Source organism: Mycobacterium paraterrae, from assembly GCF_022430545.2.
Lineage (GTDB): Bacteria > Actinomycetota > Actinomycetes > Mycobacteriales > Mycobacteriaceae > Mycobacterium > Mycobacterium paraterrae.
This window is the reverse complement of the sequence record NZ_CP092488.2, coordinates 4893711-4920294: the sequence shown is the minus strand read 5'-3', so window position 1 is coordinate 4920294 and position 26584 is coordinate 4893711. Positions and strand designations below refer to the sequence as shown.

At 65.7% G+C, this 26584-nt stretch carries 25 protein-coding genes; 17 read left to right on the top strand and 8 right to left on the bottom strand.

All coding sequences use genetic code 11. The annotated features are described in order from the left end of the window. Positions 1–9: 9 nt before the first annotated feature. The 3 genes from MKK62_RS23655 to MKK62_RS23645 all read left to right on the top strand — a co-directional run bounded on the left by MKK62_RS23655 (position 10) and on the right by MKK62_RS23645 (position 3106). Complete coding sequence (locus MKK62_RS23655; RefSeq protein WP_240263424.1) at positions 10–789, top strand: 3'(2'),5'-bisphosphate nucleotidase CysQ; 780 nt, start codon at positions 10–12, stop codon at positions 787–789. A 165-nt stretch (positions 790–954) separates the two neighbouring features. Beyond that, positions 955–2208: a cysteine--1-D-myo-inosityl 2-amino-2-deoxy-alpha-D-glucopyranoside ligase gene (gene mshC, locus MKK62_RS23650; RefSeq protein WP_240263425.1), complete on the top strand. Its 1254-nt coding sequence runs from the start codon at positions 955–957 to the stop codon at positions 2206–2208. Between the two features lie 16 nt (positions 2209–2224). Continuing rightward, on the top strand, positions 2225–3106 hold the full coding sequence (locus tag MKK62_RS23645; RefSeq protein WP_240263426.1) for an SDR family oxidoreductase: 882 nt from the start codon (positions 2225–2227) through the stop codon (positions 3104–3106). 120 nt (positions 3107–3226) lie between these two features. On the opposite strand, the gene MKK62_RS23640 is transcribed toward MKK62_RS23645, so the two are convergent. Beyond that, positions 3227–4105, bottom strand: a complete 879-nt coding sequence (locus MKK62_RS23640; protein WP_240263428.1) for a PAC2 family protein — start codon at positions 4103–4105, stop codon at positions 3227–3229. Positions 4106–4584: 479 nt separating this feature from the next. On the opposite strand from MKK62_RS23640, the gene metH reads away from it, so the two are divergent. From metH to MKK62_RS23610, 6 genes are all read left to right on the top strand, one after another. Then, complete coding sequence (gene metH / locus MKK62_RS23635) at positions 4585–8334, top strand: methionine synthase (RefSeq protein ID WP_240263430.1); 3750 nt, start codon at positions 4585–4587, stop codon at positions 8332–8334. A 60-nt stretch (positions 8335–8394) separates the two neighbouring features. Then, positions 8395–9828, top strand: a complete 1434-nt coding sequence (locus MKK62_RS23630; protein WP_240263968.1) for a sugar porter family MFS transporter — start codon at positions 8395–8397, stop codon at positions 9826–9828. A 27-nt stretch (positions 9829–9855) separates the two neighbouring features. Further along, positions 9856–10137, top strand: a complete 282-nt coding sequence (locus MKK62_RS23625; RefSeq protein WP_240263432.1) for a phosphoribosyl-ATP diphosphatase — start codon at positions 9856–9858, stop codon at positions 10135–10137. Next, positions 10138–11019 carry an ATP phosphoribosyltransferase gene (gene hisG, locus MKK62_RS23620; RefSeq protein ID WP_240263433.1) on the top strand — a complete coding sequence of 294 codons (882 nt, stop codon included), beginning with the start codon at positions 10138–10140 and terminating at the stop codon, positions 11017–11019. It abuts the gene before it with no gap. An 85-nt stretch (positions 11020–11104) separates the two neighbouring features. After that, positions 11105–11593 carry a DUF4126 family protein gene (locus MKK62_RS23615; protein ID WP_240263434.1) on the top strand — a complete coding sequence of 163 codons (489 nt, stop codon included), beginning with the start codon at positions 11105–11107 and terminating at the stop codon, positions 11591–11593. Beyond that, a complete protein-coding gene (locus MKK62_RS23610) occupies positions 11590–12960 on the top strand; it encodes an FAD-containing oxidoreductase (RefSeq protein WP_240263436.1) in 1371 nt (456 codons plus the stop codon). Before MKK62_RS23615 ends, MKK62_RS23610 begins: the two co-directional genes overlap by 4 nt. A gap of 4 nt (positions 12961–12964) precedes the next feature. Here the strand turns inward: MKK62_RS23610 and MKK62_RS23605 are convergent, their stop codons facing one another. After that, positions 12965–13849, bottom strand: coding sequence for a RecB family exonuclease (locus MKK62_RS23605; protein WP_240263437.1), 885 nt, complete (start codon positions 13847–13849; stop codon positions 12965–12967). Between the two features lie 74 nt (positions 13850–13923). Between MKK62_RS23605 and MKK62_RS23600 the strand changes: the two genes are divergently transcribed. After that, a complete protein-coding gene (locus tag MKK62_RS23600; RefSeq protein ID WP_240263438.1) occupies positions 13924–14781 on the top strand; it encodes a tRNA (adenine-N1)-methyltransferase in 858 nt (285 codons plus the stop codon). A gap of 3 nt (positions 14782–14784) precedes the next feature. Here MKK62_RS23600 and MKK62_RS23595 read toward each other — a convergent pair whose 3' ends face one another. Genes MKK62_RS23595 through MKK62_RS23585 form a run of 3 tightly spaced genes read right to left on the bottom strand, consistent with a single transcriptional unit; the run spans position 14785 to position 16138 of the window. Beyond that, positions 14785–15078, bottom strand: a complete 294-nt coding sequence (locus MKK62_RS23595) for a DUF503 domain-containing protein (protein WP_240263439.1) — start codon at positions 15076–15078, stop codon at positions 14785–14787. A 6-nt stretch (positions 15079–15084) separates the two neighbouring features. After that, positions 15085–15627 (bottom strand): lipoprotein LppK, encoded by a 543-nt coding sequence (lppK, locus tag MKK62_RS23590; RefSeq protein ID WP_240263440.1) that lies wholly within the window; start codon positions 15625–15627, stop codon positions 15085–15087. A gap of 10 nt (positions 15628–15637) precedes the next feature. Further along, complete coding sequence (locus MKK62_RS23585; protein WP_491562399.1) at positions 15638–16138, bottom strand: MTB12 family secreted protein; 501 nt, start codon at positions 16136–16138, stop codon at positions 15638–15640. A 152-nt stretch (positions 16139–16290) separates the two neighbouring features. On the opposite strand from MKK62_RS23585, the gene arc reads away from it, so the two are divergent. Beyond that, positions 16291–18117, top strand: a complete 1827-nt coding sequence (gene arc, locus MKK62_RS23580; protein ID WP_240263442.1) for a proteasome ATPase — start codon at positions 16291–16293, stop codon at positions 18115–18117. An 87-nt stretch (positions 18118–18204) separates the two neighbouring features. On the opposite strand, the gene MKK62_RS23575 is transcribed toward arc, so the two are convergent. After that, complete coding sequence (locus tag MKK62_RS23575) at positions 18205–18843, bottom strand: hypothetical protein (protein WP_434085116.1); 639 nt, start codon at positions 18841–18843, stop codon at positions 18205–18207. A 24-nt stretch (positions 18844–18867) separates the two neighbouring features. Continuing rightward, entirely contained in the window at positions 18868–19047 is a 180-nt protein-coding gene (locus MKK62_RS23570; RefSeq protein ID WP_240263443.1) for a hypothetical protein, read from the bottom strand. Between the two features lie 15 nt (positions 19048–19062). Here MKK62_RS23570 and dop point away from each other — a divergent pair, with 15 nt between their 5' ends. The 5 genes from dop (at position 19063) to MKK62_RS23545 (ending at position 23378) form a co-directional block, all read left to right on the top strand. Beyond that, positions 19063–20571: a pup deamidase/depupylase gene (dop, locus tag MKK62_RS23565; protein ID WP_240263444.1), complete on the top strand. Its 1509-nt coding sequence runs from the start codon at positions 19063–19065 to the stop codon at positions 20569–20571. A gap of 105 nt (positions 20572–20676) precedes the next feature. Next, positions 20677–20871: a ubiquitin-like protein Pup gene (locus tag MKK62_RS23560; RefSeq protein ID WP_062540654.1), complete on the top strand. Its 195-nt coding sequence runs from the start codon at positions 20677–20679 to the stop codon at positions 20869–20871. Further along, on the top strand, positions 20868–21758 hold the full coding sequence (gene prcB, locus MKK62_RS23555; RefSeq protein ID WP_240263445.1) for a proteasome subunit beta: 891 nt from the start codon (positions 20868–20870) through the stop codon (positions 21756–21758). The genes MKK62_RS23560 and prcB overlap by 4 nt, the downstream gene beginning before the upstream one ends. Then, a complete protein-coding gene (prcA, locus tag MKK62_RS23550; protein WP_240263446.1) occupies positions 21755–22516 on the top strand; it encodes a proteasome subunit alpha in 762 nt (253 codons plus the stop codon). Before prcB ends, prcA begins: the two co-directional genes overlap by 4 nt. Before the next feature lie 10 nt (positions 22517–22526). Continuing rightward, positions 22527–23378 (top strand): DMT family transporter, encoded by an 852-nt coding sequence (locus MKK62_RS23545; protein WP_240263447.1) that lies wholly within the window; start codon positions 22527–22529, stop codon positions 23376–23378. Between the two features lie 15 nt (positions 23379–23393). Here the strand turns inward: MKK62_RS23545 and MKK62_RS23540 are convergent, their stop codons facing one another. After that, entirely contained in the window at positions 23394–24929 is a 1536-nt protein-coding gene (locus MKK62_RS23540; protein WP_240263448.1) for a PE-PPE domain-containing protein, read from the bottom strand. Positions 24930–25169: 240 nt separating this feature from the next. Here MKK62_RS23540 and pafA point away from each other — a divergent pair, with 240 nt between their 5' ends. After that, a complete protein-coding gene (pafA, locus tag MKK62_RS23535) occupies positions 25170–26528 on the top strand; it encodes a Pup--protein ligase (protein ID WP_240263449.1) in 1359 nt (452 codons plus the stop codon). Positions 26529–26584: the final 56 nt, after the last annotated feature.

Sequence of the window (26584 nt, the reverse complement as noted above, 5' to 3'; positions counted from 1 at the left end):
ACTGGACCGGTGACCCCCGAACCCAAGAGCGACGCAGCGCTGGCCGCTGAGCTTGCCGAAGAGGCGGGTCAGCTGCTGCTGAGGGTGCGTGACCGGGTCGGATTCGACCACCCGTGGCTATTGGGCGACGAGGGCGACAGCCGTGCCAACGCGCTGCTGCTCGAGCGGTTGCACGCCGAGCGTCCTGGCGACGCGGTGCTCAGCGAAGAGGCCTACGACGACCTGAACCGCTTGCGGTGCGACCGGGTCTGGATCGTCGACCCACTCGACGGAACGCGCGAATTCTCCTGGGAGGGCCGCGACGACTGGGCCGTCCACGTCGCGCTGTGGCAACGCTACGGTGGGCCCAACGGCGCCATCACCGACGCCGCGGTCGCCTTGCCTGCGATGGGGGAGTTGTACCGCAGCGACACTGTAACTGCGCCCGCCCCAGGGCATTTCGAGCCGACCGGCCCAATCAGGATCACGGCCAGCTCGAACCGCCCGCCCGCGGTGCTGTACCACCTTGCCCGCCAGCTCGACGTCGAATTCGTCCGGATCGGCTCGGCCGGCGCCAAGGCGATGTCGGTGATCCGCGGCGACGCCGACGCCTACATCCACGCCGGTGGGCAGTGGGAGTGGGATTCGGCCGCACCGGCGGGGGTGATTCTGGCTGCGGGCATGCACGCCTCCCGGCTGGACGGCTCGGAGATGATCTACAACCGGCCCGACCCGTATCTGCCCGACTTCTTGATGTGTCGCAGCGAGCTCGCAGATCTGTTGCTGGGCGCGATCCGGGTCGCGAGCTAGCGGTCGCGGAATTCCCGCCCGGTCACCGCGGTTGTCGCTCGCATGGTGTCTGCCGCGCAACCTGGGATTTCACCAGCCCGCTCCACGGCCCGTATCGTCGCCGGGCCTGCCGAATTGCCCGCCTCCTCCCCGGGCCGCTCCACGGCCCGGCCTAAAGTCATCGCTATGCAGTCGTGGGCCCCGGCACCCGTACCGGTCCTGTCGGGACGCGGCCCGGAATTGCGTCTCTACGACAGCGCCGACCGCCAGGTCCGTCCGGTGGCGGCCGGTCCGACCGCCACCATGTACGTCTGCGGCATCACGCCCTACGACGCCACCCACCTCGGCCACGCCGCCACCTATCTGGCTTTCGACCTGATCCACCGCATCTGGCGCGATCTCGGCCACGACGTGCACTACGTGCAGAACGTGACCGACGTGGACGACCCGCTGTTCGAGCGCGCCGACCGCGACGGCATCGACTGGCGCGAGCTTGCGGCCCGCGAAGTCCAGCTCTACCGCGAGGACATGGCCGCGCTGCGGGTGCTACCGCCGCGCGAGTACGTCGCGGCCACCGACGCGGTGGCCGAGGTCGTGGAACTCGTCGAAAAGATGTTGGCCTCGGGGGCGGCCTACATCGTCGAGGACGCCGCATTCCCTGACGTCTACTTCCGTGCCGACGCCACGCCGCAGTTCGGCTACGAGTCCGGCTACGACCGCGACACCATGCTGGCGCTGTTCGCCGAACGAGGCGGCGACCCCGACCGCTCGGGCAAGAGCGACAAGCTCGACGCGCTGCTGTGGCGCGCCGAACGGCCCGGCGAGCCGAGTTGGCCGTCGCCGTTCGGCCCCGGCCGGCCCGGCTGGCACGTCGAATGCGCGGCGATCGCGCTCAGCCGCATCGGCAGTGGCCTGGACATCCAGGGCGGCGGCAGCGACCTGATCTTCCCCCATCACGAGTTCACCGCCGCGCACGCCGAATCCGTAAGCGGCGAAAGGCGATTCGCCGGTCACTACGTCCACGCGGGAATGATCGGCTGGGACGGTCACAAGATGTCCAAGAGCCGGGGCAACCTGGTGCTGGTGTCTCGGCTGCGCGCCGAGGGCGTCGACCCCGCGGCGATTCGACTCGGCCTGCTGGCCGGGCACTACCGGGCCGACCGGTACTGGACAACCCAGGTGCTCGACGATGCGAACGCCCGGCTGCACCGCTGGCGGTCCGCGACCAGCCTGCCCGCGGGACCGGACGCCGTGGACCTCATCGCCCGGGTCCGGCAATACCTCGCCGACGATCTCGATACTCCCAAAGCGCTTGCCGCGCTTGATGGTTGGACGACCGACGCGTTGGAGTACGGCGGCCACGACGCGGACGCTCCGCAAGCGGTTGCCGTGCTGATCGATGCGCTTCTTGGTGTGGAATTGTCGCCAGCGCGCACCTAACAGGTAGGTTGCCGCCATGACGTCAGTGAACTCGCAAGTCATATTCATCACCGGTGGCGCCCACGGGATCGGCGCTGAGGCGGCTCGTCGGCTGCACGCCCGCGGTGCCAAGCTGGTGCTGACCGACCTGGACGCCGCCGCGCTGTCGGCCATCGCCGACGAACTCGGCGGCGAGGAGCATGTCCTGACCGTGGTGGCCAACGTCTGTGACCTTTCCGCTATGGAGTCCGCCGCGGAAGCCGCCGTCAAGAAGTTCGGCGGTATCGACGTGGTCGTCGCCAACGCCGGTATCGCCAGCTACGGCTCGGTGTTGCAAGTCGACCCGAAGGCATTTCAGCGGGTTATCGACGTCAATCTGGTCGGGGTTTTCAACACCGTGCGCGCGACACTTCCGGCGGTGATCGGGCGCAAGGGCTATGTGCTGATCGTCTCGTCGCTGGCCGCGTTCGCCGCCGCCCCGGGCATGAGCCCCTACGACGCGTCGAAGGCCGGTGTCGAGCACCTCGCCCATGCGTTACGCCTGGAGGTCGCCGGCCACGGCGTCACGGTCGGTTCGGCCCACATGTCCTGGATCGACACCGCGCTCGTCCGCGACAGCAAGGCCGACCTGCCGTCGTTCACCGAGCTGCTGGCCAAGCTGCCCTGGCCGCTGAACAAGACCACGTCTGTCGACGCCTGCGCGGACGCCTTCGTCAAGGGCATCGAGCAGCGCAAGCGCCGGGTCTACTGTCCTGGTTGGGTGGCCTGGTTCCGCTGGCTCAAGCCGCTGCTGTCGACCCCGGTCGGCGAGGGCGCGGTCACCAGGACCGCGAAGGAAATCCTGCCGCGGATGGACGCCGAGGTCGCCGCGTTGGGCCGGTCGACCAGCTCGTACAACGCCAAGTTCGACAAGCCTTGAGCCCCGTCACTCGCGCGAGCGTGCGTGTCTGTACACGACACGCCGGGGCGAACCGGCATTCTGTGCACGTTCGTGCCGGGTCGGACGCTCCAACCCCGGGCCGCGACAAGCCCTGACGGCCTAGCGCCCGAAGCCGGGGCGTCGGCGTCGCAGGTAGCGCTCGAACTCGGCGGCCAACGCGTCGCCGTCGATTTTGCCCAGCGCCTCGTTCATGTCGACCTCGGCGTCGCCGCGCTGCTCCAACGACTGGACGTATTCGGCGATCTCGTCGTCGTCGGTCGTCATCTCAGTGACTGCCTGCTCCCACTCCTCGGCCTGGGCGGGCAAATCAGCCAGCGGCACTTCGATGTCCAGCACTTCCTCGACCCGGCGCAGCAGCGCAACCGTCGCCTTCGGATTGGGCGGCTGGGACACGTAGTGCGGCACCGCCGCCCAGAAGGTGACGGCCGGTATCCCGGCCATCACGCAGGCGTCCTGGAACACCCCGGCGATGCCAGTCGGGCCCTCGTAGCGGGTTTCCTGCAGTCCGAACCGGCGGGCCGACTCGGGGGAGTAGGCCGCCCCCGATACCGGCACCGGCCGAGTGTGCGGCGTGTCGGCCAGCAGTGCACCCAGGATCACCACGGTGTCGACGTTCAGCTTGTCGGCCACGGCCAGCAGCTCCGCGCAAAACGTGCGCCAGCGCATGTTCGGCTCGACGCCGTGCATCAGCACGATGTCGCGATCGGTGCCGGGCGGGCGGCAGTGCGAGATCCGCATGGACGGCCACACCAACTCCCGGGTGACCCCGTCGACCTGGCGGATCACCGGGCGATTCACTTGGTAGTCGTAGTAGGCCTCGTCGTCGATTTCGACGATCGGGTCGGCCTCCCAGATGGCGTCGAGATGCTCGAGTGCGTCGCTGGCCGCGTCTCCGGCGTCATTCCATCCCTCGAACGCAGCCACAACGATCGTGTTGTGCAGGTCGGGAAATGAGGCGCTGACGTCTGGCGAGGTCACGCAATTAGCGTACGGCGTGATCATGTTCGAGGCGCGCGGTCGGTGACGATGCCCACGGTGTGCGTGGGAGGAGGAGGCGGCCACCAGGGGCCGGTCGGTGACGATGCCCACGGTGTGCCGCGGGAGGAGGAAGCGGCCACCGAGCCCTCAGCAAGGGCGAAATTTGCATAGCTGAGCTATGCTTGTTGAGATGACGCGACCGAATGCTCACACCCAAGACACCGAGGTCTTGGCGACGAAATACCTTCGGCCGCAGTCTCGTTAACCTTGATAATTGCGACATTGCCGATCCGATGCGCGAAGCGGGGTAAAGGTCACCGCGCGGTCGGGTCGAGCAGGGCGTCCAGACGTCGGGTGACGACGTAGACTTTTCACCGTCGAGAGGCGTTGCAACGGTTATTTCGGGGGGCCGGTGCCCCCAGGAATCCGCCACGCTCGGCAGAGTCAAGGACGCCTTCCGCTACGGAAGGAATGCATGCGTGAACGCGTCTGAGCCGAATGGTTTCGAGCCGAACATCCGCCCCGACTGCACCGACGAACTGAGCGCCGCCCTGCGTCAACGGATCCTGGTGATCGACGGCGCGATGGGGACAGCGATCCAGCGGGACCGCCCTGATGAGGCCGGCTACCGAGGTGACCGGTTCACGGAATGGCCGACGGCGCTGCAGGGCAACAACGACCTGCTCACATTGACACAGCCGCAGATCATCGAGGGGATTCACCGCGAGTACCTCGACGCGGGGGCCGACATCCTCGAGACCAACACGTTCAACGCGAACGCGATCTCGCTGTCGGACTACGACATGGCCGACCTCAGCTACGAACTGAACTACGCCGGCGCCGCCCTGGCCCGCAAGGCCGCCGACGAGTACAGCACCGCAGACAAGCCGCGCTACGTCGCCGGCGCCATCGGTCCGACCACGCGCACCGCGTCGATCTCTCCAGACGTCAACGACCCCGGGGCCCGCAACGTCTCCTACGACCAGCTGGTCGCCGCCTACCTCGAATCCGCTAATGGCCTGGTCGACGGCGGTGCCGACCTGATCATCATCGAGACCATCTTCGACTCGCTGAACGCCAAGGCGGCGGTGTTCGCCGTCGAGACGCTGTTCGAGGAGCGCGGACGCCGCTGGCCGCTGATCATCTCGGGCACGATCACCGACGCGTCCGGGCGGACCCTGTCCGGCCAGGTCACCGAGGCGTTCTGGAATGCGATCAGGCACGCTAAACCGCTCGCGGTGGGACTGAACTGTGCCCTCGGTGCACCCGAGATGAGGCCCTACATCGCCGAGGTGTCGCGAATCGCGGACACCTTCGTCTCCTGCTACCCGAACGCCGGCCTGCCCAACGCTTTCGGCGAATACGACGAATCCCCGGAGCGTCAGGCCTCCTACATCGCCGACTTCGCCGAAGCCGGGCTGGTCAACCTGGTCGGCGGTTGCTGCGGGACGGCGCCGCCACACATTGCCGAGATCGCCAAGGTCGTCGAAGGAAAATCGCCGCGCCAGGTGCCGGAGATCGAGGTGGCCACCCGGCTGTCCGGGCTCGAGCCGCTCAACATCACCAATGACTCCCTGTTCGTCAACATCGGTGAGCGCACCAACATCACCGGCTCCGCTCGATTTCGCAACCTGATCAAGGCCGAGGATTACGACACCGCGTTGTCGGTAGCCCTGCAGCAGGTCGAAGTCGGTGCGCAGGTCATCGACATCAACATGGACGAGGGCATGATCGACGGCGTCGCCGCGATGGACCGGTTCACCAAGCTGATCGCAGCCGAGCCGGACATCAGTCGCGTCCCGGTGATGATCGACTCCTCGAAGTGGGACGTCATCGAGGCGGGCCTGAAGAACGTGCAGGGCAAGCCAATCGTCAACTCGATCTCCATGAAGGAGGGCGAGGAGAAGTTCATCCGCGAGGCACGGCTGTGCCGCAAGTACGGCGCCGCTGTCGTCGTGATGGCGTTCGACGAGAAGGGCCAGGCCGACAACCTGGAGCGCCGCAAGGAGATCTGCGGGCGCGCCTATCGGATCCTGACCGAAGAGGTCGGCTTCCCGCCCGAGGACATCATCTTCGACCCCAACTGCTTCGCGTTGGCGACCGGTATCGAAGAGCACGCCACCTACGGCATCGACTTCATCGAGGCCTGCGCCTGGATCAAGGAGAACCTGCCCGGCGTGCACATCTCCGGCGGCATCTCGAACGTGTCGTTCTCGTTCCGGGGCAACAACCCCGTGCGCGAGGCGATCCACGCGGTGTTCCTGTTCCACGCCATCAAGGCCGGGCTGGACATGGGCATCGTCAACGCCGGTGCGCTGGTGCCCTACGACTCGATCGACCCCGAGCTGCGCGACCGCATCGAGGACGTCGTGCTGAACCGTCGCGAGGATGCGGCCGAACGGCTCTTGGAAATCGCCGAGCGGTTCAATTCCAAACAGAAGGGTGAGGATCCGGTTGCCGCGGAGTGGCGATCCCTCCCGGTCCGCGAGCGGATCACGCATGCCTTGGTGAAAGGCATCGACGCTCACGTCGACGACGACACCGAGGAATTGCGGGCCGAGATCGCCGCTGCGGGTGGTCGCCCGATCGAGGTGATCGAGGGTCCGCTGATGGACGGCATGAACGTCGTCGGCGACCTGTTCGGCTCGGGCAAGATGTTCCTGCCCCAGGTCGTGAAGTCAGCTCGGGTGATGAAGAAGGCGGTCGCCTATCTGCTGCCGTTCATCGAGGAAGAGAAAGTCACCTCGGGAGCCACCGCCGCCAAGGACACCAACGGCACGATCGTGATGGCGACGGTCAAGGGCGACGTCCACGACATCGGCAAGAACATCGTCGGAGTCGTCCTGCAGTGCAACAACTTCGAAGTGATCGACCTCGGCGTGATGGTGCCTGCGGAGAAGATCCTGGCCGCGGCGAAGGAGCACGACGCCGACATCATCGGGCTGTCGGGGCTGATCACCCCGTCGCTGGACGAGATGGTCAACTTCGCCGTCGAGATGGAACGCGAAGGGCTGGAGATCCCGCTGCTGATCGGTGGCGCGACGACCTCGCGCGCCCACACGGCCGTCAAGGTGTCGCCGCGTCGCAGCGGCCCGGTGGTGTGGGTCAAAGATGCCTCGCGTTCCGTTCCCGTTGTCGCCGCGCTCCTCGACGACAAGCAGCGTCCGGCGTTGCTAGAGGCGACCGAGAAGGACTACGCGTCGCTGCGGGAACGGCACGCCCAGAAAAACGAGCGGCCGATGCTCACGCTGGAGAAGGCCCGGGCCAACCGGACGCCGATCGACTGGGATGGCTATACGCCGCCGGAACCGGTGCAGGGCTTGGGTGTGCGCGAGTTCCTCGATTACGACCTCGCCGAGCTGCGCGAGTACATCGACTGGCAGCCCTTCTTCAACGCCTGGGAGATGAAGGGCCGCTTCCCCGACATCCTCAACAACCCGGCCTCCGGCGAGGCGGCCCGCAAGCTCTACGACGACGCCCAGCAGATGCTGGATACCGCGATCAAGGAGAAGTGGCTCACCGCCAACGGTGTCATCGGGTTCTTCCCGGCCAACGCCGTCGGCGACGACATCGAGGTCTACACCGATGACACCCGCACCGAGGTGCTGACCACGCTGCGCAATCTGCGCCAGCAGGGCGAGCACCGGGACGGCATCCCGAACCGGTCATTGGGCGACTTCATCGCCCCCAAAGAAACGGGGCTCCGGGATTACGTCGGCGCCTTCGCCGTCACCGCGGGCCTTGGCGGCCAGGAGAAGATCGCGGAATTCAAGGCAGCCCTCGATGACTACAGCGCGATCCTGCTGGAATCGGTGGCCGACCGGCTCGCCGAGGCGTTTGCCGAAAGGATGCACCAGCGGGTTCGCAAGGAATTCTGGGGATTCCAGCCGGACGAACAGCTGGACAACAACGCGCTCATCGACGAGAAGTACCGCGGAATCCGCCCGGCTCCCGGCTACCCGGCCTGCCCGGAGCACACCGAGAAGGTGACGCTGTTCGAGCTGTTGGACGTGACACAGCGCACCGGCATCGAATTGACCGAGTCGATGGCGATGTGGCCTGGTGCTGCCGTCAGCGGCTGGTACTTCTCGCATCCGCAGTCGCAGTACTTCGTGGTCGGCCGGCTGGCCCAGGACCAGGTAGCCGACTACGCCAAGCGCAAGGGCTGGACCCTGCAGGAAGCCGAGCGCTGGCTCGCCCCCAATCTCGGCTACAACCCGGAGGATTGAGCCCCTTTGGGCGCTGACGAACACGTCGCCGGCCAGCCGCTGCCGGCCGCGCACGAAGACCTGCCCGTCGACCCGCGAGCCGCGCGGGCAGCCTTCGGCGCCGCGATCCGTTACACCTCGGTGGCCGCGATCGGCGGATTCCTGTTCGGCTTCGACATCTCGACGACCAACCGTGCGGTGAAGGCTTTGCAGGCCACCTTCCACATCGGCAACGGGATTCTCGGCTTTGCCGCGGCTTCAGGCGTGCTCGGTGCCGCGCTCGGGGCGGTCTGGGCCGGCCGAATCGGCGACCGGCTGGGCCGGCTGGCACTGCTGAAGCTGTCGGCCGCGTCGTTTTTCGTGTGCGGGCTCGGTGCCGGCTTGGCGAGCAGCATCTGGATGTTCATCGCCTTCCACCTCATCGGCGGTATCGGGATCGGCTTCTCCTCGGTGGCCGCTCCCGCTTACATCGCCGAGGTTTCGCCGCCACGTTTCCGCGGCCGGCTCGGTTCGCTGCAGCAGTTGGCGATCGTCTGCGGTCTGTTCGTGGCACTGGCCTGGACGTGGGTGCCGCTGCACCTCGCCGGTGGCCCGGATAAGCCACTGCTGGGCCTGGTGGCGTGGCGCTGGACCTTTCTCACCGAGTTGGTGCTGGCGCTGGTCTACCTGGTGCTGCTGTTCACCATTCCCGAGTCGCCGCGTTATCTGGTTGCCCGTCAACGTATCTCGCAGGCCACCCAAGTGCTCCGCACGCTGTTGGGTGAACGCGACGCAGAGCGCACGATCGCCCGGATCGCCGACACCCTCGAGCAGGAGAGGCCGCAGTCATGGCGTGATCTGCGCAAGCCGACCGGCGGGCTGTACGGCATCGTCTGGGTCGGTCTGGGGCTGGCGGTCTTCCAGCAGTTCGTCGGGATCAATGTGATCTTCAACTACTCCGATTTACTTTGGGAGACGGTCGGTTTCGGCGAGAAGTCGTCGTTCACCATCGGCCTGGTCACCACCGGGGTCAACGTGCTGATCACGTTGGTGGCGATCGCGCTGATCGACCGGCTGGGACGTCGGCCCCTGCTGCTTGCGGGGTCGACGGGCATGTCGCTGATGCTGATCACGATGACGGTGGTCTTCGCCGGGGCATCCGTCCACGACGGTCGGCCACGGCTCGACGGGGCTGCCGGGATCGTCGCGTTGGTGGCGGCCGACTTGTTCGTCGTCTCGTTCGCGGTGTCCTGGGGGCCGGTGCTGTGGGTGCTGCTGGGCGAGATGTTCCCCAACCGGATCCGGTCGGCGGCGCTGGGTCTGGCCTCGGGAGTGCAGTGGATGGCGAACTGGACCATCGCAGTGACGTTTCCCGCTCTGCGTCACGTGCTTCCGGTCGCCTACGGCTGCTACACGCTATGCGCTGTGCTGTCACTGTTCTTCGTCTGGCGTTGGGTACGGGAGACCAATGGCATGTCATTGGAAGATATGCCCGACGAGGTGCCGCATTCAGGCGGCTCACTCGCAGCCAGCTGAAACCGCCGTGACTTCGATCAGCTGCGCATGAAACAATCGCTGGCCGTGAAGACCTTCGAGGATCTGTTTGCCGAACTCGGCGAACGCGCCCGCACCCGTCCACCGGGCAGCGGCACCGTCGCAGCGCTGGACAGCGGTGTGCACAACCTGGGCAAGAAGATCCTGGAGGAGGCCGGCGAAGTGTGGTTGGCCGCCGAGCACGAATCCGACGAGGCGCTGGCCGAGGAGATCAGCCAGTTGCTGTACTGGGCCCAAGTGCTGATGATCGCGCGCGGGCTCACCCTCGACGACGTGTATCGGAAGCTGTAGATGACCGCGCACGAATCCACGAACCTGCGAGTGGCGGTTCCCAACAAGGGAGCGCTCAGCGAGTCGGCCGTCGAGATTCTGTCCGAGGCCGGATACCGCCGCCGCACCGATCCCAAAGACCTGACCGTCATCGATCCGCACAACCACGTCGAATTCTTTTTCCTGCGGCCCAAGGACATCGCGATCTACGTCGGCTCCGGCGAGCTCGACTTCGGCATCACCGGGCGGGATTTGGCGCGTGAGTCCCGCGCACCCGTGCACGAACGTCTCGCGCTGGGCTTCGGCTCGTCGACATTCCGTTACGCCGCGCCGGCCGGCACCCGGTGGACCATTGACGACCTTGCCGGCAAGCGAATCGCGACCGCCTATCCGAATATCGTGCGAGATGACTTGAAGGCGCGCGGTATTGACGCAACGGTGATCCGGCTCGACGGCGCCGTGGAGATCTCGATCCAACTCGGCGTGGCCGACGCCATTGCAGACGTGGTGGGCTCGGGTCGCACCCTGAACCTGCACAATCTTGTCGCATTCGGCGAAACGGTCTGCGATTCCGAGGCTGTGCTGATCGAGCAGATCGATCCGCACGCGGCGGAGCGGCCGGACGTCGTAGCCCGTGACCAATTTGTCGCGCGAGTGCAGGGCGTGGTATTCGGCCAGCAGTACCTGATGCTGGACTACGACTGTCCCCGTTCAGTTCTCGACCAGGCGACCGCGATCACGCCCGGGTTGGAGTCACCGACGATCTCCCCGCTCGCCGATCCCGATTGGGCAGCGGTGCGCGCGCTTGTACCGCGACGGGGAGTCAACGCGTTAATGGACCAACTGGCCGCGATCGGCGCCAAAGCAATACTGGCGTCCAGTGTCCGGTTCTTCCGCTTCTAACTGCCACGCCTCCCTTCGAGGGCGTTCCTGTGTTAGCGTCCGGCTACATCCGCGGTTGTTGGCCCATCCCTGAGGAGGGGAAGCGATGTCGCACACCACCCATTTCTATGTCTTGCTTCTTGCCCTTGGAATCGGCGTGGTCGCCGGCCTGCGAGCGTTCACCGCGCCGGCAGTGGTGTCATGGGCGGCGGCGTTGCACTGGATCAACTTGAACAACACCTGGGCGTCCTGGGTCGGAAAGTTCATTACTGCCATCATCTTTAGCGTGCTGGCGGCGGGCGAGCTGTTCCTCGACAAGCAGCCCAAGACACCGCCCCGCACCGCACCGCCGTCGTTCATCGCTCGGCTCGTCTCGGGTGGGTTCGCCGGAGCCGTGGTGGGCACCGTGTGGTCGGTGACCTGGAGCGCACTCGGCGCCGGCGTGGTCGGTGCGGCGGCGGGCACGCTGCTCGGATACCACGGGCGAGCCCGGCTGGCCGGCTCATTCGGCCGCGACCTGCCGGCCGCGCTTCTTGAAGACGCCATCGCGGTCGGTGGCGGATTCGCGCTTGCCGCCGTCATTGCCGCTCTGTGACACAGCGTTTCGATGCGATCGTGGTGGGTGCCGGCCAGGCCGGGCCGCCACTAGCCGGGCGACTGACCGCCGCCGGGAAGACCGTGGCGATGGTGGAGCGCAAACTGTTCGGCGGCACCTGCGTCAACACCGGATGCATCCCGACCAAGACGCTGGTGGCCAGTGCCTACGCCGCGCACTTGGCTCGCCGCGGCTCTGACTTCGGTGTACGGACGGGCGAGATCAGCGTCGACATGTCGAAAGTCAAGGCGCGCAAGGACGGCGTCGTGCTCGACGACCGCAACGGTATCGAAGGTTGGCTGGACGGCATGGACGGCTGCACGGTCTTTCGCGGTCATGCCCGGTTCTCCGACCCGCACACGCTGTTGGTCGGAGACGACACGTTGCAGTCCGACCGGATCTTCCTCAACGTCGGCGGGCGTGCCGTAATCCCCGACATCCCCGGTCTGGCCGACGTCGACTACCTCACCAATGTCTCGATCCTCGAACTCGACACGGTGCCCGAACATCTCGTGATCGTCGGCGGCAGCTACATCGCGCTGGAATTCGCGCAGATGTATCGCCGTTTCGGCGCGCGCGTCACCGTGGTCGAAAAGGGTCCGCGGCTGGCCTCCCGCGAAGACAACGACGTATCCGACGCCATTCGGGAGATCTTGGAGGGTGAGGGCATCGACATCATCGTCGAAGCCGACAATGTCCGAGTAGCCAAACGCGACAACGGGTTCGAGCTAACGCCGCGGACCGGCGCCGCACCTATTGCGGGCAGCCACCTGCTGTTGGCGGTGGGGCGACGACCCAATACCGATGATCTCGATCTCGATCGGGCTGGCGTCGGGACCGACGACCGCGGCTACATCACCGTCGACGATCAACTGCGAACCAACGTCGAACACATCTGGGCGATGGGCGACTGCAACGGCAAAGGCGCATTCACCCACACCTCCTACAACGACTTCGAGATCGTGGCGGCAAACCTGCTCGATGACGACCCGCGCAGGGTGAGCGACCGGATTTCTACCTACGCGCTCTACATCGACCCGCCGCTGGGACGCGCCGGGATGACCGTCGAGCAGGTGCGTGCCTCGGGGCGCCCCGCGCTGGTCGGACAGCGGCCGATGACGCGCGTCGGGCGGGCCGTGGAAAAGGGTGAGACCCAAGGCTTCATGAAGGTCGTCGTCGACGCCGAGACAAAGCAGATCCTCGGGGCGGCCATCCTGGGCGTGGGCGGCGATGAAGCCATTCACGGGATCCTCGACACGATGTCGGCGAAGGCGCCCTACACCACGCTGGCCCGCACCATGCACATCCACCCGACGGTGAGCGAGTTGATCCCGACAATGCTGCAGGAGATGTCCCCGCTGGAATAGCCGCTCAGGCGGCTGGCTCGGCGCTGTGCTGCAGCACGGCGCCGGGATTGCCGTCGTCGGTGACCTCCGGCCAGCCCGGGTACGGCGGCGGCGTGCCGCCGAAGGCCGGGCAATGCGTTTGGTGCGCACACCAGTCGCACAGCCTCGATGGGCGGGGTCGGAAATCGCCTGTTGCACCGGCGGATTGGATGGCATGCCAGATCGCCATCAACGTCTTCTCGAAGCGCAGGAGCTCGGCTTCGTCGGGGGAGTAGTCCAACAGCTGTCCGTCGGACAAATAGATCAGCCGCAGGCGTGTCGGCAGCACACCGCGGGAACGCAGCAGCGCCACCGCATAAAACTTCATTTGGAACATGGCCTTGAACTCGGCCAGGGCCCGTGCCTCCGGCGGAGCTTTACCGGTCTTGTAATCCACCACCCGCAACTCGCCCGTTGGCGCGACGTCGATGCGATCGATGATCCCGCGAAGCAGTGTCCCGTCGGCCAGCTCCACCTCGATGCGCTGCTCGCAACTTTGGGGGTCGAACCGGGTCGGGTCCTCCAGGCTGTAGTAACCGGAAATCAGCTTGCGTGCCTCGTCGAGCAGAAGGGTCCGCTGTTCGGCATCCCACAGCTCAGCCAACTCGGGTTCGGCGGCGATCACCTGCTCCCACGCCGGGCCGACCAACGCGTCGACGGTCTGCGGGCCACGCTGCTCGGCGGGTAGACCGTAGAGCTGCTCCAGCGCCGCGTGCACCACTGATCCACGCACCTGTGCGGTGGATGGCGGCTCAGGCAACCGGTCGATGGCCCTGAACCGGTAGAGCAAGGGACATTGCTTGAAGTCCGCGGCCCGCGACGGAGACAGAGCCGGCCGACGCCTGGCCGCAGTTTCCGATTGGTCGCTCATACCCGCAGCCTAGAAGCCGGGTCCGACAACCCCGCGCACCTCAGGCGGCGCGTCTGCTGGCAGGCTTGTCGGCTGTGTCTACAACCGGCCCGTTCGTCATCGGTGATCGCGTGCAGCTCACCGACGCCAAAGGCCGGCACTACACGATGGTGCTCAGCGCGGGCAGCGAATTCCACACCCATCGGGGTGCGATCATGCACGACGCGGTGATCGGCCAGCCCGAAGGCAGCGTGGTCAAGTCGGCGAACGGCGATCAATTCCTGGTGCTGCGCCCGCTGTTGGTGGACTACGTGCTGTCGATGCCGCGCGGTGCGCAGGTGGTCTACCCGAAGGACGCCGCCCAGATCGTGCACGAGGGTGACATCTTTCCCGGTGCACGAGTGTTGGAAGCCGGCGCCGGGTCGGGCGCGTTGACCTGTTCGCTGTTGCGCGCCGTCGGGCCGCAAGGACAGGTGGTCTCCTACGATGTCCGCGCCGACCACGCCGAGCACGCCCGCCGCAATGTCGAGACGTTTTTCGGGTGCCTGCCCGACAACTGGGAGTTGGTGATCGGTGATGTCGTCGACGCCGATTTGCCCGACGGGTCGATCGACCGGGTGGTGCTCGACATGCTCGCGCCGTGGGAGGTGCTCGAACGAGTCTCGCGGGCCCTGGTGGCCGGCGGAGTGCTGATGATCTACGTGGCGACCGTGCCCCAGTTGTCGAAGACGGTGGAAGCGCTACGCGCACAGCAGTGTTGGACCGAGCCTCGGGCGTGGGAGACGATGCAGCGGGGCTGGAACGTCGTCGGCTTGGCGGTGCGACCGCAACACAACATGCGCGGACACACGGCGTTCTTGGTGTTTGCCCGCAAGCTGGCCCCCGGTGCCGTCACGCCGACGCCGATGCGCCGCAAGCAGCGGCCGACCGAGCCGGTGTCACCGCCGGACTAGTAACTAGTCGTCGCTGCGGCGCAGATCCCTTCGCGCCGAGAGTAATTCGAATTCGGGGTGGGAGGCGACGAGTCGCTCGGCGGCGTCTAGCACGTCGACGGTGTGCGCGCGATCAGCCGAGGTAATCGCGACACCGATGCCGGCCCGGCGATGAAGATCCAGCGACCCCGTCTCGGCGGCCGATACGTTGAATTTGCGGCGCAGTTCGGCGATGACCGGGCGCACCAGCGACCGCTTCTGCTTGAGCGAGTGCACGTCACCGAGCAGCAGGTCGAACTCGATCCAGCCGATCCACATGCGTGTTCAGTGACCGGGCGCCGTGGGCGTCGCGGATGCGTCGGCGCGGAACGCCAGCAGCACATCAGCGGTGCGAGCCGAAAGCTGCCAGCCGCCTTGGTAGGGCTTGAATTCCATCGGGAACGCGAAATGCGGGCCCTTCGGATTGGCTGAGCTGATGTCGACGTTGGCTACCACGTCGGCGGGATCGCGGTCGGACCAATTGATGTCGCGCATCTCGAATTTCGCCGGCGCGTAGCCGCCGTTGACCAACGCGGTGGCGAATTGGTCGAAGGCGCCGGCGTTTTCCGGCGTCGCGCCCTCGACCAGGTTCAGCTTCTGGGCGCCGGGCACCGCGGGGTCGGCCAACCGGGACAGCACACCGGCCAACGCCTCGGGCGGTGGCAGCGGTGCGGCCTGCGCTACCGGCGCCGAACTCGGCGGGGCGAAGGTCGGCGACGGCGGCGTCGTCCGCGGTGACGCGTTGTCGTCATCGCCGGCGCAGCCCGGTAGCCCGAGCACCGCCACAACCGCGGCGGTGCACAAGACTTCGGTCAGACCCCGGCGCATCCAGTGCTGGTCAGCGGGACCGCAGCGCCGAGACGAGCGTCATCGCGGAATCGTGGGACAGCTTCCAGCCGCCTTGATTGACGAACCGCAGGTACTCCGGCGTGGGCGCGAGATGCGGACCCGAGGCGGTGATGGTGGCCGTGGCAGAACCCGGGCCCGACGGCGCGATGTTGGTGATGTTGAAGACCAGCGGCAGGCTGCCCTTGGACGCCGCCTTCTGCAGCTCGTGGTCGGCGATACCGACCGGCACCGGGATCCCGCCCTCGACGAGATCACCCTTCTGCGCAAACGACAGACCCGGATCTTGCAGAGTGTTCAGGACCGTGGACAGCTGGTCTGCGGTAGGCACATCTACACCAACGGGCACCGCAGGGTCGAGCGGAAGCGGCGCGCTGAAAACCACCGATTGAACGTCGGCCGACACAGCGGTGCTCGATGCAATATAGGTCACACCCGCGGCGGCAGCACCGATGGCGGCAATCGCCGCCACGCCTGTGGCTAGGGTTTTCACGGTCACGAAGGTCCTCTCGGTAAAGCCGACTAAACACGATGTTAACGCTGTTGCCAGTGTGCCCCATTTCGAGTTCCCGCATGAAACGGAAATCGCCGGTAGCGTTGGGGTATCCACCGCACCACCCCCAGGGGGCGGGAAAGGAGCGCACCATGGGTGAATTTGACCGTGAACCGTTCGGGAGTTCCCGCGAGCCCGAATTCTCCAGCGAAGAAGCCGCCGAGTTGGAGCAGCTTCGTCGCGAGGCCGCGATCTTGCGCGAGCAGCTCGACAACGCGGCCGGATCACATGACACCGGACGCAGTCCACGCGATGTTCACCAGCTAGAGGCGCGCATCGACTCGTTGGCCTCCCGCAACTCCAAGTTGATGGAGACCCTCAAAGAGGCTCGGCAGCAACTACTGGCGCTGCGCGAAGAGGTCGACCGGCTCGGTCAGCCGCCCAGCGGTTACGGCGTGCTGCTGGGCACCCACGAAGACGACACCATCGACGTGTTCACGTCTGGTCGCAAGATGCGGTTGACGTGCTCGCCCAACATCGATGTGAGCTTGTTGCGCAAGGGCCAGACAGTTCGGCTCAACGAGGCTCTAACCGTCGTCGAGGCCGGGAACTACGAATCGGTCGGCGAGATTTCAACTCTGCGTGAGCTCCTGGCTGACGGCCACCGTGCTCTGGTTGTGGGCCACGCCGACGAAGAGCGCATCGTCTGGCTCGCCGAGCCGCTGGTCGCCGAGGACCTGCCCGACGGTCATCCCGACGCGCTGAACGACGACACCCGGCCCCGCCGGCTGCGTCCCGGGGACTCCTTGCTGGTCGACACCAAGGCCGGATACGCCTTCGAGCGCATTCCGAAGGCCGAGGTCGAGGACTTGGTGCTGGAAGAGGTTCCCGATGTCAGCTACGAAGACATAGGTGGCCTGACACGTCAGATCGAGCAGATCCGCGATGCCGTCGAGCTGCCGTTCCTGCACAAAGAGCTTTACCGCGAGTACGCGCTACGTCCGCCCAAAGGCGTGTTGCTCTACGGTCCGCCTGGGTGCGGTAAGACACTGATTGCCAAGGCGGTTGCGAACTCACTGGCCAAGAAGATGGCCGAGGTGCGTGGCGACGACGCCCGCGAGGCGAAGTCTTACTTCCTCAACATCAAGGGCCCCGAGCTGCTCAACAAGTTCGTCGGCGAGACCGAACGCCACATCCGGCTGATCTTTCAGCGGGCCCGCGAGAAGGCCTCCGAAGGCACCCCGGTGATCGTGTTCTTCGACGAAATGGATTCGATCTTCCGTACCCGCGGCACCGGCGTCTCATCCGATGTCGAGACCACTGTGGTTCCGCAGCTGCTCTCGGAGATCGACGGCGTCGAGGGGCTGGAGAACGTCATCGTCATCGGTGCTTCCAACCGTGAGGACATGATCGATCCGGCGATCCTGCGGCCCGGCCGCCTCGACGTGAAGATCAAGATCGAGCGACCGGATGCCGAAGCCGCGCAGGACATCTTCTCGAAGTACCTCGTCGACACCCTCCCGGTGCACGCCGACGATCTCGCCGAGTTCAACGGTGACCGCAGCGCCTGCATTAGGGCGATGATCGAGAAGGTCGTCGAGCGGATGTACGCCGAGATCGATGACAACCGGTTCCTCGAGGTCACCTACGCCAACGGTGACAAGGAAGTCATGTACTTCAAGGACTTCAACTCCGGGGCGATGATTCAGAACGTCGTCGATCGCGCGAAGAAGAACGCGATCAAGTCGGTGTTGGAGACCGGTCAGCCGGGTCTGCGCATTCAGCACCTGCTGGACTCGATCGTCGACGAGTTCGCCGAGAACGAGGACCTGCCCAACACCACCAATCCCGATGACTGGGCGCGGATCTCGGGCAAGAAGGGTGAGCGGATCGTCTACATCCGGACGCTGGTCACGGGCAAGAGCTCGAGCGCGTCGCGGGCGATCGACACCGAGTCGAACCTGGGTCAGTACCTGTAGGGGTCACCTTCGGCCGACACTTAATCCACGCACACGACACGCCGTGTGCTTTCGCAGTGGATTAAGTGTCGAGTCCGGCTGAAAACGTCAGCCCGCCAGCAGCGAATAGCTGTTGGTCAGGTCGTCCTGCAGAACCTGGGCGGCGTGCGTGGTGGTGTCGATGCTCAGGGGACTGGTCAGCGTCCGCGTGTGGAAGGTCCAGCCGTTCGGCAGGCTGAGCCGCTCACCGAGACGGGGCAGGTCGGCGCGCGACAAGTTCGGATCGACGATCTGGCTCCAGGTCTGCATCACCCACCGCCGCAGCGCTGGGTCGTGCAATTCGTAGACCTCTTCGCCGACGTCATACGTGAACACGGTGTGCCGGTGAACCTGGTTGGCGGTGTACGGCGCCGGATTCATGCCCGAAAGCAGGGTTTGAGCCTGCAACGCCATGTCGATGCCACCGAAGTTCTTGACGATCCGCGGGCCTTGTTGTTGCTTCTCGATGGCGTTCATCAGCCAGTACCGCGGCCCGTTGAGAAGAGCGGCGGCGGCGCCGTTCTCGGCCGCGATGGCGCTGGCGTCCAGCGCCGACCACAAGTCGGCGGGCAGGTCGTTCAGGCCGAAGCTGTTGTAGACCGCGGCCTGTGGTCCCGCCTCACCGGGGGTCACGAGAAGGACTTCGCCGTAGCGCTTTCCGCACAGGCCGGTGATGGGTTCGACAGACACCAGGGTGAACGTAGTGATTCCGGTCACCTGCGTCAATGGGACTCACACGGTTGCTTGCGCCGCATTCATCTGGCCGCCACACGCTTTGCGCGACTCGCCTACCGCCGCTGCGCGGCTGGGAGGTACCCGCACCTCGCCCCGCTGCGCGGGGTGCATCGTCGTCACGCCTAGCTGATTGCGCGACTCCTCCTCGCCCCGCTGCGCGGGGTGCATCGTCGTCACGCCTAAGCTCGGGGGATGCAACGAATTATCGGAACGGAGGTCGAATACGGCATTTCGTCGCCGTCGGACCCGACCGCCAACCCGATCCTGACTTCGACGCAGGCGGTGCTGGCCTATGCCGCCGCCGCAGGCATCCAACGCGCCAAACGCACCCGGTGGGACTACGAGGTGGAATCGCCGCTGCGCGACGCGCGCGGCTTCGACCTGAGCCGCTCGGCCGGGCCACCTCCGGTGGTGGACGCCGACGAGGTGGGTGCGGCCAACATGATCTTGACCAACGGTGCCCGGCTCTATGTCGACCATGCTCACCCGGAATACTCCGCTCCGGAATGCACCGACCCGTTGGACGCGGTGATCTGGGACAAGGCCGGCGAGCGTGTCATGGAGGCCGCCGCCCGCCACGTGGCCAGCGTTCCGGGCGCTGCCCGGCTGCAGCTGTACAAGAACAACATCGACAACAAAGGCGCCTCGTACGGGTCTCACGAGAATTACTTGATGAGCCGTCAGACACCGTTCTCGTCGGTGATCTCCGGACTGACCCCGTTTCTGGTGTCCCGCCAGGTCGTCACCGGGTCGGGGCGCGTGGGGATCGGGCCGTCCGGCGACGAAGCGGGCTTTCAGCTCTCACAGCGATCCGACTACATCGAGGTCGAGGTCGGGCTGGAGACCACGCTGAAGCGCGGCATCATCAACACCCGCGACGAGCCCCACGCCGATGCCGACCGCTATCGGCGGCTGCACGTGATCATCGGCGACGCGAACCTCTCCGAAACGTCGACGTACCTCAAACTCGGCACTACCGCGCTCGTCCTCGACTTGATCGAGGAGGGCCCGGCCCATGGGATCGACCTCAGCGACCTCGCGCTGGCTCGTCCGGTGCACGCCGTCCACGCCATCAGCCGCGACCCGGCGCTGCGTGCCACCGTCGCGCTGGCCGACGGCCGTGAACTAACAGGCCTTGCGCTGCAACGTATCTACCTGGACCGGGTGGCGAAGCTGGTCGACAGCCGCGAGCCCGATGCGCGCGCCACCGACGTCGTCGAAACCTGGGCGCACGTCCTCGACCTGCTCGAGCGCGACCCGATGGAGTGTGCCGAGTTGCTTGACTGGCCGGCCAAGCTACGTCTCCTCGAGGGCTTCCGGCACCGCGAGAACCTGAACTGGTCGGCACCGCGACTACACCTGGTCGATCTGCAGTATTCCGATGTGCGACTCGACAAGGGTTTGTACAACCGGTTGGTCGCGCGTGGATCGATGAAGCGCCTGGTCACCGAACAGCAGGTGATCGACGCCGTCGACAACCCGCCCACCGACACCCGGGCCTACTTCCGCGGGGAGTGCCTGCGCCGCTTCGGGGCGGACATCGCGGCGGCGAGTTGGGACTCGGTGATTTTCGATCTCGGTGGTGATTCGCTGGTCCGCATCCCGACGCTGGAGCCGCTTCGCGGATCAAAAGCCCACGTCGGCGCGCTGCTGGACTCCGTGGACAGCGCCGTCGAGCTGGTGGAGCAGCTGACCACCTGACGGGCCGGACACGGGTCCCGTCCGGCGACGATGCAGGCTATTGACCGGTAGGGTAGAGAAACCGACGGGCGTGTTTCACTCCCGATAACGATGCAGGAGGCAGCGATGGCCCAGGAGCAGACCAAGCGCGGCGGTGGCGGTGGCGACGACGACGACCTCACTGCCAGCACGGCCGCGGGCCAGGAGCGTCGCGAGAAGCTGACCGAGGAGACCGACGATCTGCTCGATGAGATCGACGATGTTCTGGAAGAGAACGCCGAAGACTTCGTTCGCGCATACGTCCAAAAGGGCGGACAGTGACCTGGCCTAACCGCGATCGCCTGGCCACAAATTCTGCCCTTCCCGGAACCGCCACTGGCGGCCTTTCCTCTTTCACCGATTACCTGCGCCATGCGGCGCCGGAGTTGCTGCCTGCGAGCATGGGCGGCGACGTCAATGCCATCACGCCGAGTTCCGCGCTGCCGCACGGCACCACGATCGTCGCGCTGAAGTATCCCGGCGGCGTTTTGATCGCTGGTGACCGGCGCTCGACGCAAGGGAACATGATCGCCGGACGCGACGTCCAGAAGGTGTACATCACCGACGACTACACCGCGACCGGAATCGCCGGCACCGCAGCCATCGCCGTCGAGTTCGCTCGCCTCTACGCCGTCGAACTCGAGCACTACGAGAAGCTGGAAGGCGTGCCGCTGACCTTTGCGGGCAAGGTGAACCGGCTCGCAATCATGGTGCGCGGCAACCTCGCCGCGGCGATGCAGGGGCTGGTGGCCCTGCCGTTGCTGGTCGGTTTCGATATCGACGACCCGGATTCGGAAAAGGCGGGCCGCATCGTGTCCTTCGACGCGGCCGGTGGCTGGAATCTCGAAGAGGAGGGCTACCAATCGGTTGGCTCGGGCTCGATTTTCGCGAAGTCGTCGGTCAAGAAGTTGTATTCGCAAGTGACCGATGCGGATTCGGCGCTGCGGGTCGCTGTCGAGGCTCTCTACGACGCAGCCGATGACGACTCGGCGACCGGCGGCCCCGACCTGGTGCGGGGGATCTTCCCGACGGCGGTCACCATCGGCGCCGACGGTGCCGTCAACGTGGCCGAGCAGCGCATCGCCGAGCTGGCTCGAGAAGTCATCCAAAGACGTTCTCGCGGTGACACTTTCGGCCCCGATGCCGATCGTGCGGGAAGTGATTCATGAGTTTTCCGTATTTCATCTCGCCCGAACAGGCGATGCGCGAGCGCAGCGAGCTTGCGCGCAAGGGTATCGGTCGTGGTCGCAGCGTGGTTGCGCTGGCCTACTCGGGCGGAGTGCTGTTCGTCGCGGAGAACCCGTCGCGCTCGCTGCAGAAAATCAGCGAGCTCTACGACCGGGTGGGCTTCGCTGCCGTCGGCCGGTTCAACGAGTTCGATAACCTGCGGCGCGGTGGAATCCAATTCGCCGACACCCGCGGCTATGCCTACGACCGCCGCGACGTGACTGGGCGCCAGTTGGCCAATGTCTACGCCCAGACGCTGGGGACGATTTTCACTGAACAAGCCAAGCCCTACGAGGTCGAACTGTGCGTGGCCGAGGTTGCCCACTACGGCGAAACCAAAGCACCTGAGTTGTACCGGATTACCTACGACGGGTCGATCGCCGACGAGCCGCACTATGTGGTGATGGGCGGTGCGACCGAGCCGATCACGAACGCGCTCAAGGATTCTTACGCCGAGAACGCCAATTTGGCGGATGCGGTGCACATTGCGGTCGAGGCGCTCGAGGCCGGTCGTGCGGAAGGGTCGAACAACAGCGACCAACCCCCGTTGGGCGTGGCGAGCCTGGAGGTCGCCATCCTCGACGCCAACCGGCCGCGCCGTGCATTCCGTCGCATCACCGGCGCTGCACTGGAGCGTCTGGTGCCTGAACGCAACGGCTCCGGGTCGTCCGACGACTCGGCGGAGATTTCGACCACATAGGCGTCGCTCGGTGCTGATCGGATTGTTGCTGGCGCTGGGCTGTTCGGTCTGTTACGGCACGGCGACGGTATTGCAAGCCGCCGCAGCGCGCTCGGTCGACGCCGGCAACCGCGATTCGGGCGTCGATGCCGCCCTGCTGCTGCGCGCACTGCGGCAATGGCGGTATCTGCTGGGCATCGGGCTCGACGGTGCCGGTTTTTTTCTGCAGGTAGCAGCGTTGCGACTGGTTCCGATCTATGTCGTGGCGGCGGCGATCGCTGGATCTTTGGCAGTCACCGCGATTGTCGCGGCGTGGTTGCTGCACACCCGGTTGTCCGGGATTGAATGGACTGCGGTCGCTGTCGTCTGCGCGAGCCTGGCGATGCTCGGCGTCGCCGCCGGACCTGAGGGTGACGGACGCGGCCCGGCCGGGCTGGGTTGGGCGCTGTTGGTGGTCGGCGTAGCCGTGTTCCTGGCCGGCGGGGTTGCGGGCCGACTCGGTGATCGGGCGCGCGCACTGGTGTTGGGATTCGGCGCGGGCGCCGGCTTCGGCGTCGTGGAGATCGCCGTCCGGCTGATCGATTCGATCGACTTCACCGAGGCCACCTTCTGGACCAACCCCGCCGTCTATGCGCTGGTCGTCGGCGGGGCGGCCGGATTCCTGCTGCTCACCTCCGCTTTGAGCCGCGGATCGGTGACCACCGCGGTCGCCGGGATGGTGATCGGCGAGACGGTTGGCCCGGCGCTGGTCGGGGTGGCCTGGCTCGGTGACCGCACCCGCCCGGGCCTGGGCTGGATGGTCGAGGCCGGGTTCGTGGTGGCGGTGCTCGCAGCGCTGGCATTGAGCCGGTTCGGCGAGGCGCCCGAGCCGGTCAAGCCCTGATCCGGCACTGAGGCATCACGAGAACAGGTTCGCGATGTTGACGACAGTGCCCAGGGTGGCGACCAACGCGGGCGTCACGCCGAGTAGCAGGTCGTAGGGAATCAGCGCGGTATTGGCGGCCATCGGGTCGAGGATCGCGTCAAGGTAATTTCCCGCCGCCAGCTGATCGGCAACGATGGCCGCGTCGTAAGCGGGCAGGCTGGTGAGCAGCACGTTGACCGCATCGGCAAACGCTAACGTCGACGCGTATTCACTTGACAGCGTGGCGCTGATGTCGTCGACGATGTCTGTCGGCGACGAGCTAAGCGTCACGTCCGACACTGGGAAGCCAAGAAACGTGAGGAACCCACTGAAGAATTCGCTGAACGTCGGATTCTCAGGGGCGAAGCCATGGGTGTAGATGAAATCGACGAAGGGCTGCAAAGGTGCGATCTGGTCTTGGTAGCTGACCGGGTTCTGCAGATCGTGCAGGGCGTCGGTAAGCCCTTGCTGCCAGCCGCTGCTCAGGGCATCGGAGAGCTGGGTTTGGTCGATGCTGGGAAACAGCCCGAACGTGGTGGGCACGTTGGCTGACCCCTGGTTCCAGCCGTCGGTGATGCTGCCGTAGCCCAGGTTCACGAGGATGCGGGTATCCGGTTCCAGCAAGTCGTACAACGGTTTTCCGACGCCCGGGATCAGCAGCAGCGGCTCTAAGAGTGGCAGATTGTCGTTGGGAATCATGAAGTAATCGGTGAGGCCTTCCCCGGTCAGCGACTCCGATCCCGGCAACAGGATCGCATTGTTGATCTGGGCTGGGGTCAGATCCTCGTAAAAGGTGTGCCCTAAGAAGATCCCGAAGTAGGCGTTGAGGTCCGATAGCAGGTTCGTTGGGTAGTGCGGGAAGTCGGCGGAACCGTCGTACTCGAACGTGTAGATGTCGGTCGGATAGAGGTCCGAAGGCGTCGCAGGTAACAGCGGAGTCCCGAATGCGGTGAACCGCCCGGTGTTGCCAGCCGGAAAATCAAAAGTGGTCTCATAGCCGCCGTTGGGATTCTCGATGTCGCCGACCAACACGAAATGAACGTCGTCACTGGGCACGCCGTCATGGGCGAGCTGCGACATGGTCAGCGAGGCGACGGCCGCACTCTGCGAGTAGCCGAAAACCACCACGGGATTTTCAGCGCTCACCCCTCCGGCCGCTATCCGGGCCTCGATATCGGAAGCCATCATCTGCTGGCCCTGAGCCAGCGACGGGCCAAGCTCCAGACTCTTGATGCCGGTCAGCGGATACAAGCCGTCGGGTATGAACGCCGACTGGGCGGTGCCGGTGAACCCCAAGGGCTGCAGGTACAGCTCGACGGCGGCGTCCACGGATTGTGGCGGCGGTATTGGGTCACCACTGCCGTCGAAGACAAGCGCTATTCCGTCGCCGAGCGGTGATGCTGCCGTGTCGACATCGACGAGTTGGATTGCGTGGGCCTGCACGCGGGGTGCCGGTGGTGCAGCAGTGAGCGTGCCGGCGCCGATCAGCGCGACTCCGAGTGCAGCGTAGAGGCGATATTCCTTGTGCATGGTCGTCCTACTTTCCGAAGAGACCATCCGTCGCCGTTCGGGCAGCGTTCGAGGATCGTAGCTGAGAGCAAGCTTAGAAAAAAGAGTTTGCGCAGATAAGTTAACGGCGTCAATTTCTGGTAGGTCGGCGTCGCGCGAGGGGAGCACGCCCAAGGTATGAAACGAGCGGCTGGGCCGTTTGGCGCATCAATCACGGCGGGGCCTCCCACCCGTCGCGCGTTCAGCAAGTAGGCTCGAATTGTGCAGCGTCGAATCATGGGCATTGAAACCGAATTCGGTGTCACCTGCACCTTCCACGGCCACCGACGCTTGTCGCCCGACGAAGTGGCCCGTTACCTGTTCCGACGCGTAGTTTCCTGGGGTCGCAGCTCCAACGTCTTCCTGCGTAACGGCGCCCGGCTGTACCTCGATGTCGGCAGCCATCCCGAATACGCGACCGCCGAATGCGACAGCCTGACCCAACTGGTCACCCACGACCGCGCCGGCGAGCGGGTGCTCGAAGATCTGCTCATCGACGCCGAACAGCGGCTGGCCGACGAGGGTATCGGCGGCGACATCTATTTGTTCAAGAACAACACGGACTCGGCGGGCAACTCCTACGGTTGCCACGAGAATTACCTGATCGTGCGAGCCGGTGAATTCTCCCGCATTTCCGACGTGCTGTTGCCGTTCCTGGTCACCCGTCAGCTGATTTGCGGCGCCGGCAAGGTGCTGCAGACCCCGAAAGCGGCGACGTTCTGCCTGTCGCAACGTGCCGAGCACATCTGGGAGGGCGTCTCCTCGGCCACGACCCGTAGCCGCCCGATCATCAACACCCGCGACGAACCGCACGCCGACGCCGAGAAGTACCGGCGGCTGCATGTCATTGTCGGCGACTCCAACATGTGCGAGTCCACCACGATGTTGAAGGTGGGCACCGCGGCCCTGGTGCTGGAGATGATCGAAGCCGGGGTCGCTTTCCGGGACTTCTCCCTGGACAACCCCATCCGCGCCATCCGTGAGGTCAGCCACGACGTAACTGGTCGGCGACCGGTACGGCTGGCCGGCGGACGGCAAGCCAGCGCGCTGGACATTCAGCGGGAGTACTACGCGCGCGCCGTCGAGCATTTGCAGACCCGCGAGCCCAACGCGCAGGTCGAGCAGGTCGTCGACCTATGGGGTCGTCAGCTTGATGCCGTGGAAAGCCAGGACTTCGCCAAGGTCGACACCGAGATCGACTGGGTGATCAAGCGCAAACTGTTCCAGCGCTACCAGGATCGCTACGACATGGAGCTGTCCGACCCGAAGATCGCCCAGCTCGACCTGGCCTACCACGACATCAAGCGCGGACGCGGCGTCTTCGACCTCTTGCAGCGCAAGGGTTTGGCAGCGCGGATCACCACAGACGAAGAGATCGACGCGGCCGTCGACCAACCGCCGCAGACCACCCGCGCCCGGCTGCGGGGTGAATTCATCAGCGCGGCTCAGGCCGCCGGGCGCGACTTCACCGTGGACTGGGTGCACCTCAAGCTGAACGACCAGGCGCAGCGCACGGTCTTGTGCAAAGACCCGTTCCGGTCGGTCGACGAGCGGGTCAAGCGGTTGATCGCCAGCATGTAGCCCGACGACGGTGCGGCCCGCAACGCGGTCTGGGGAGGAGTCGGGCAACTGCGTCT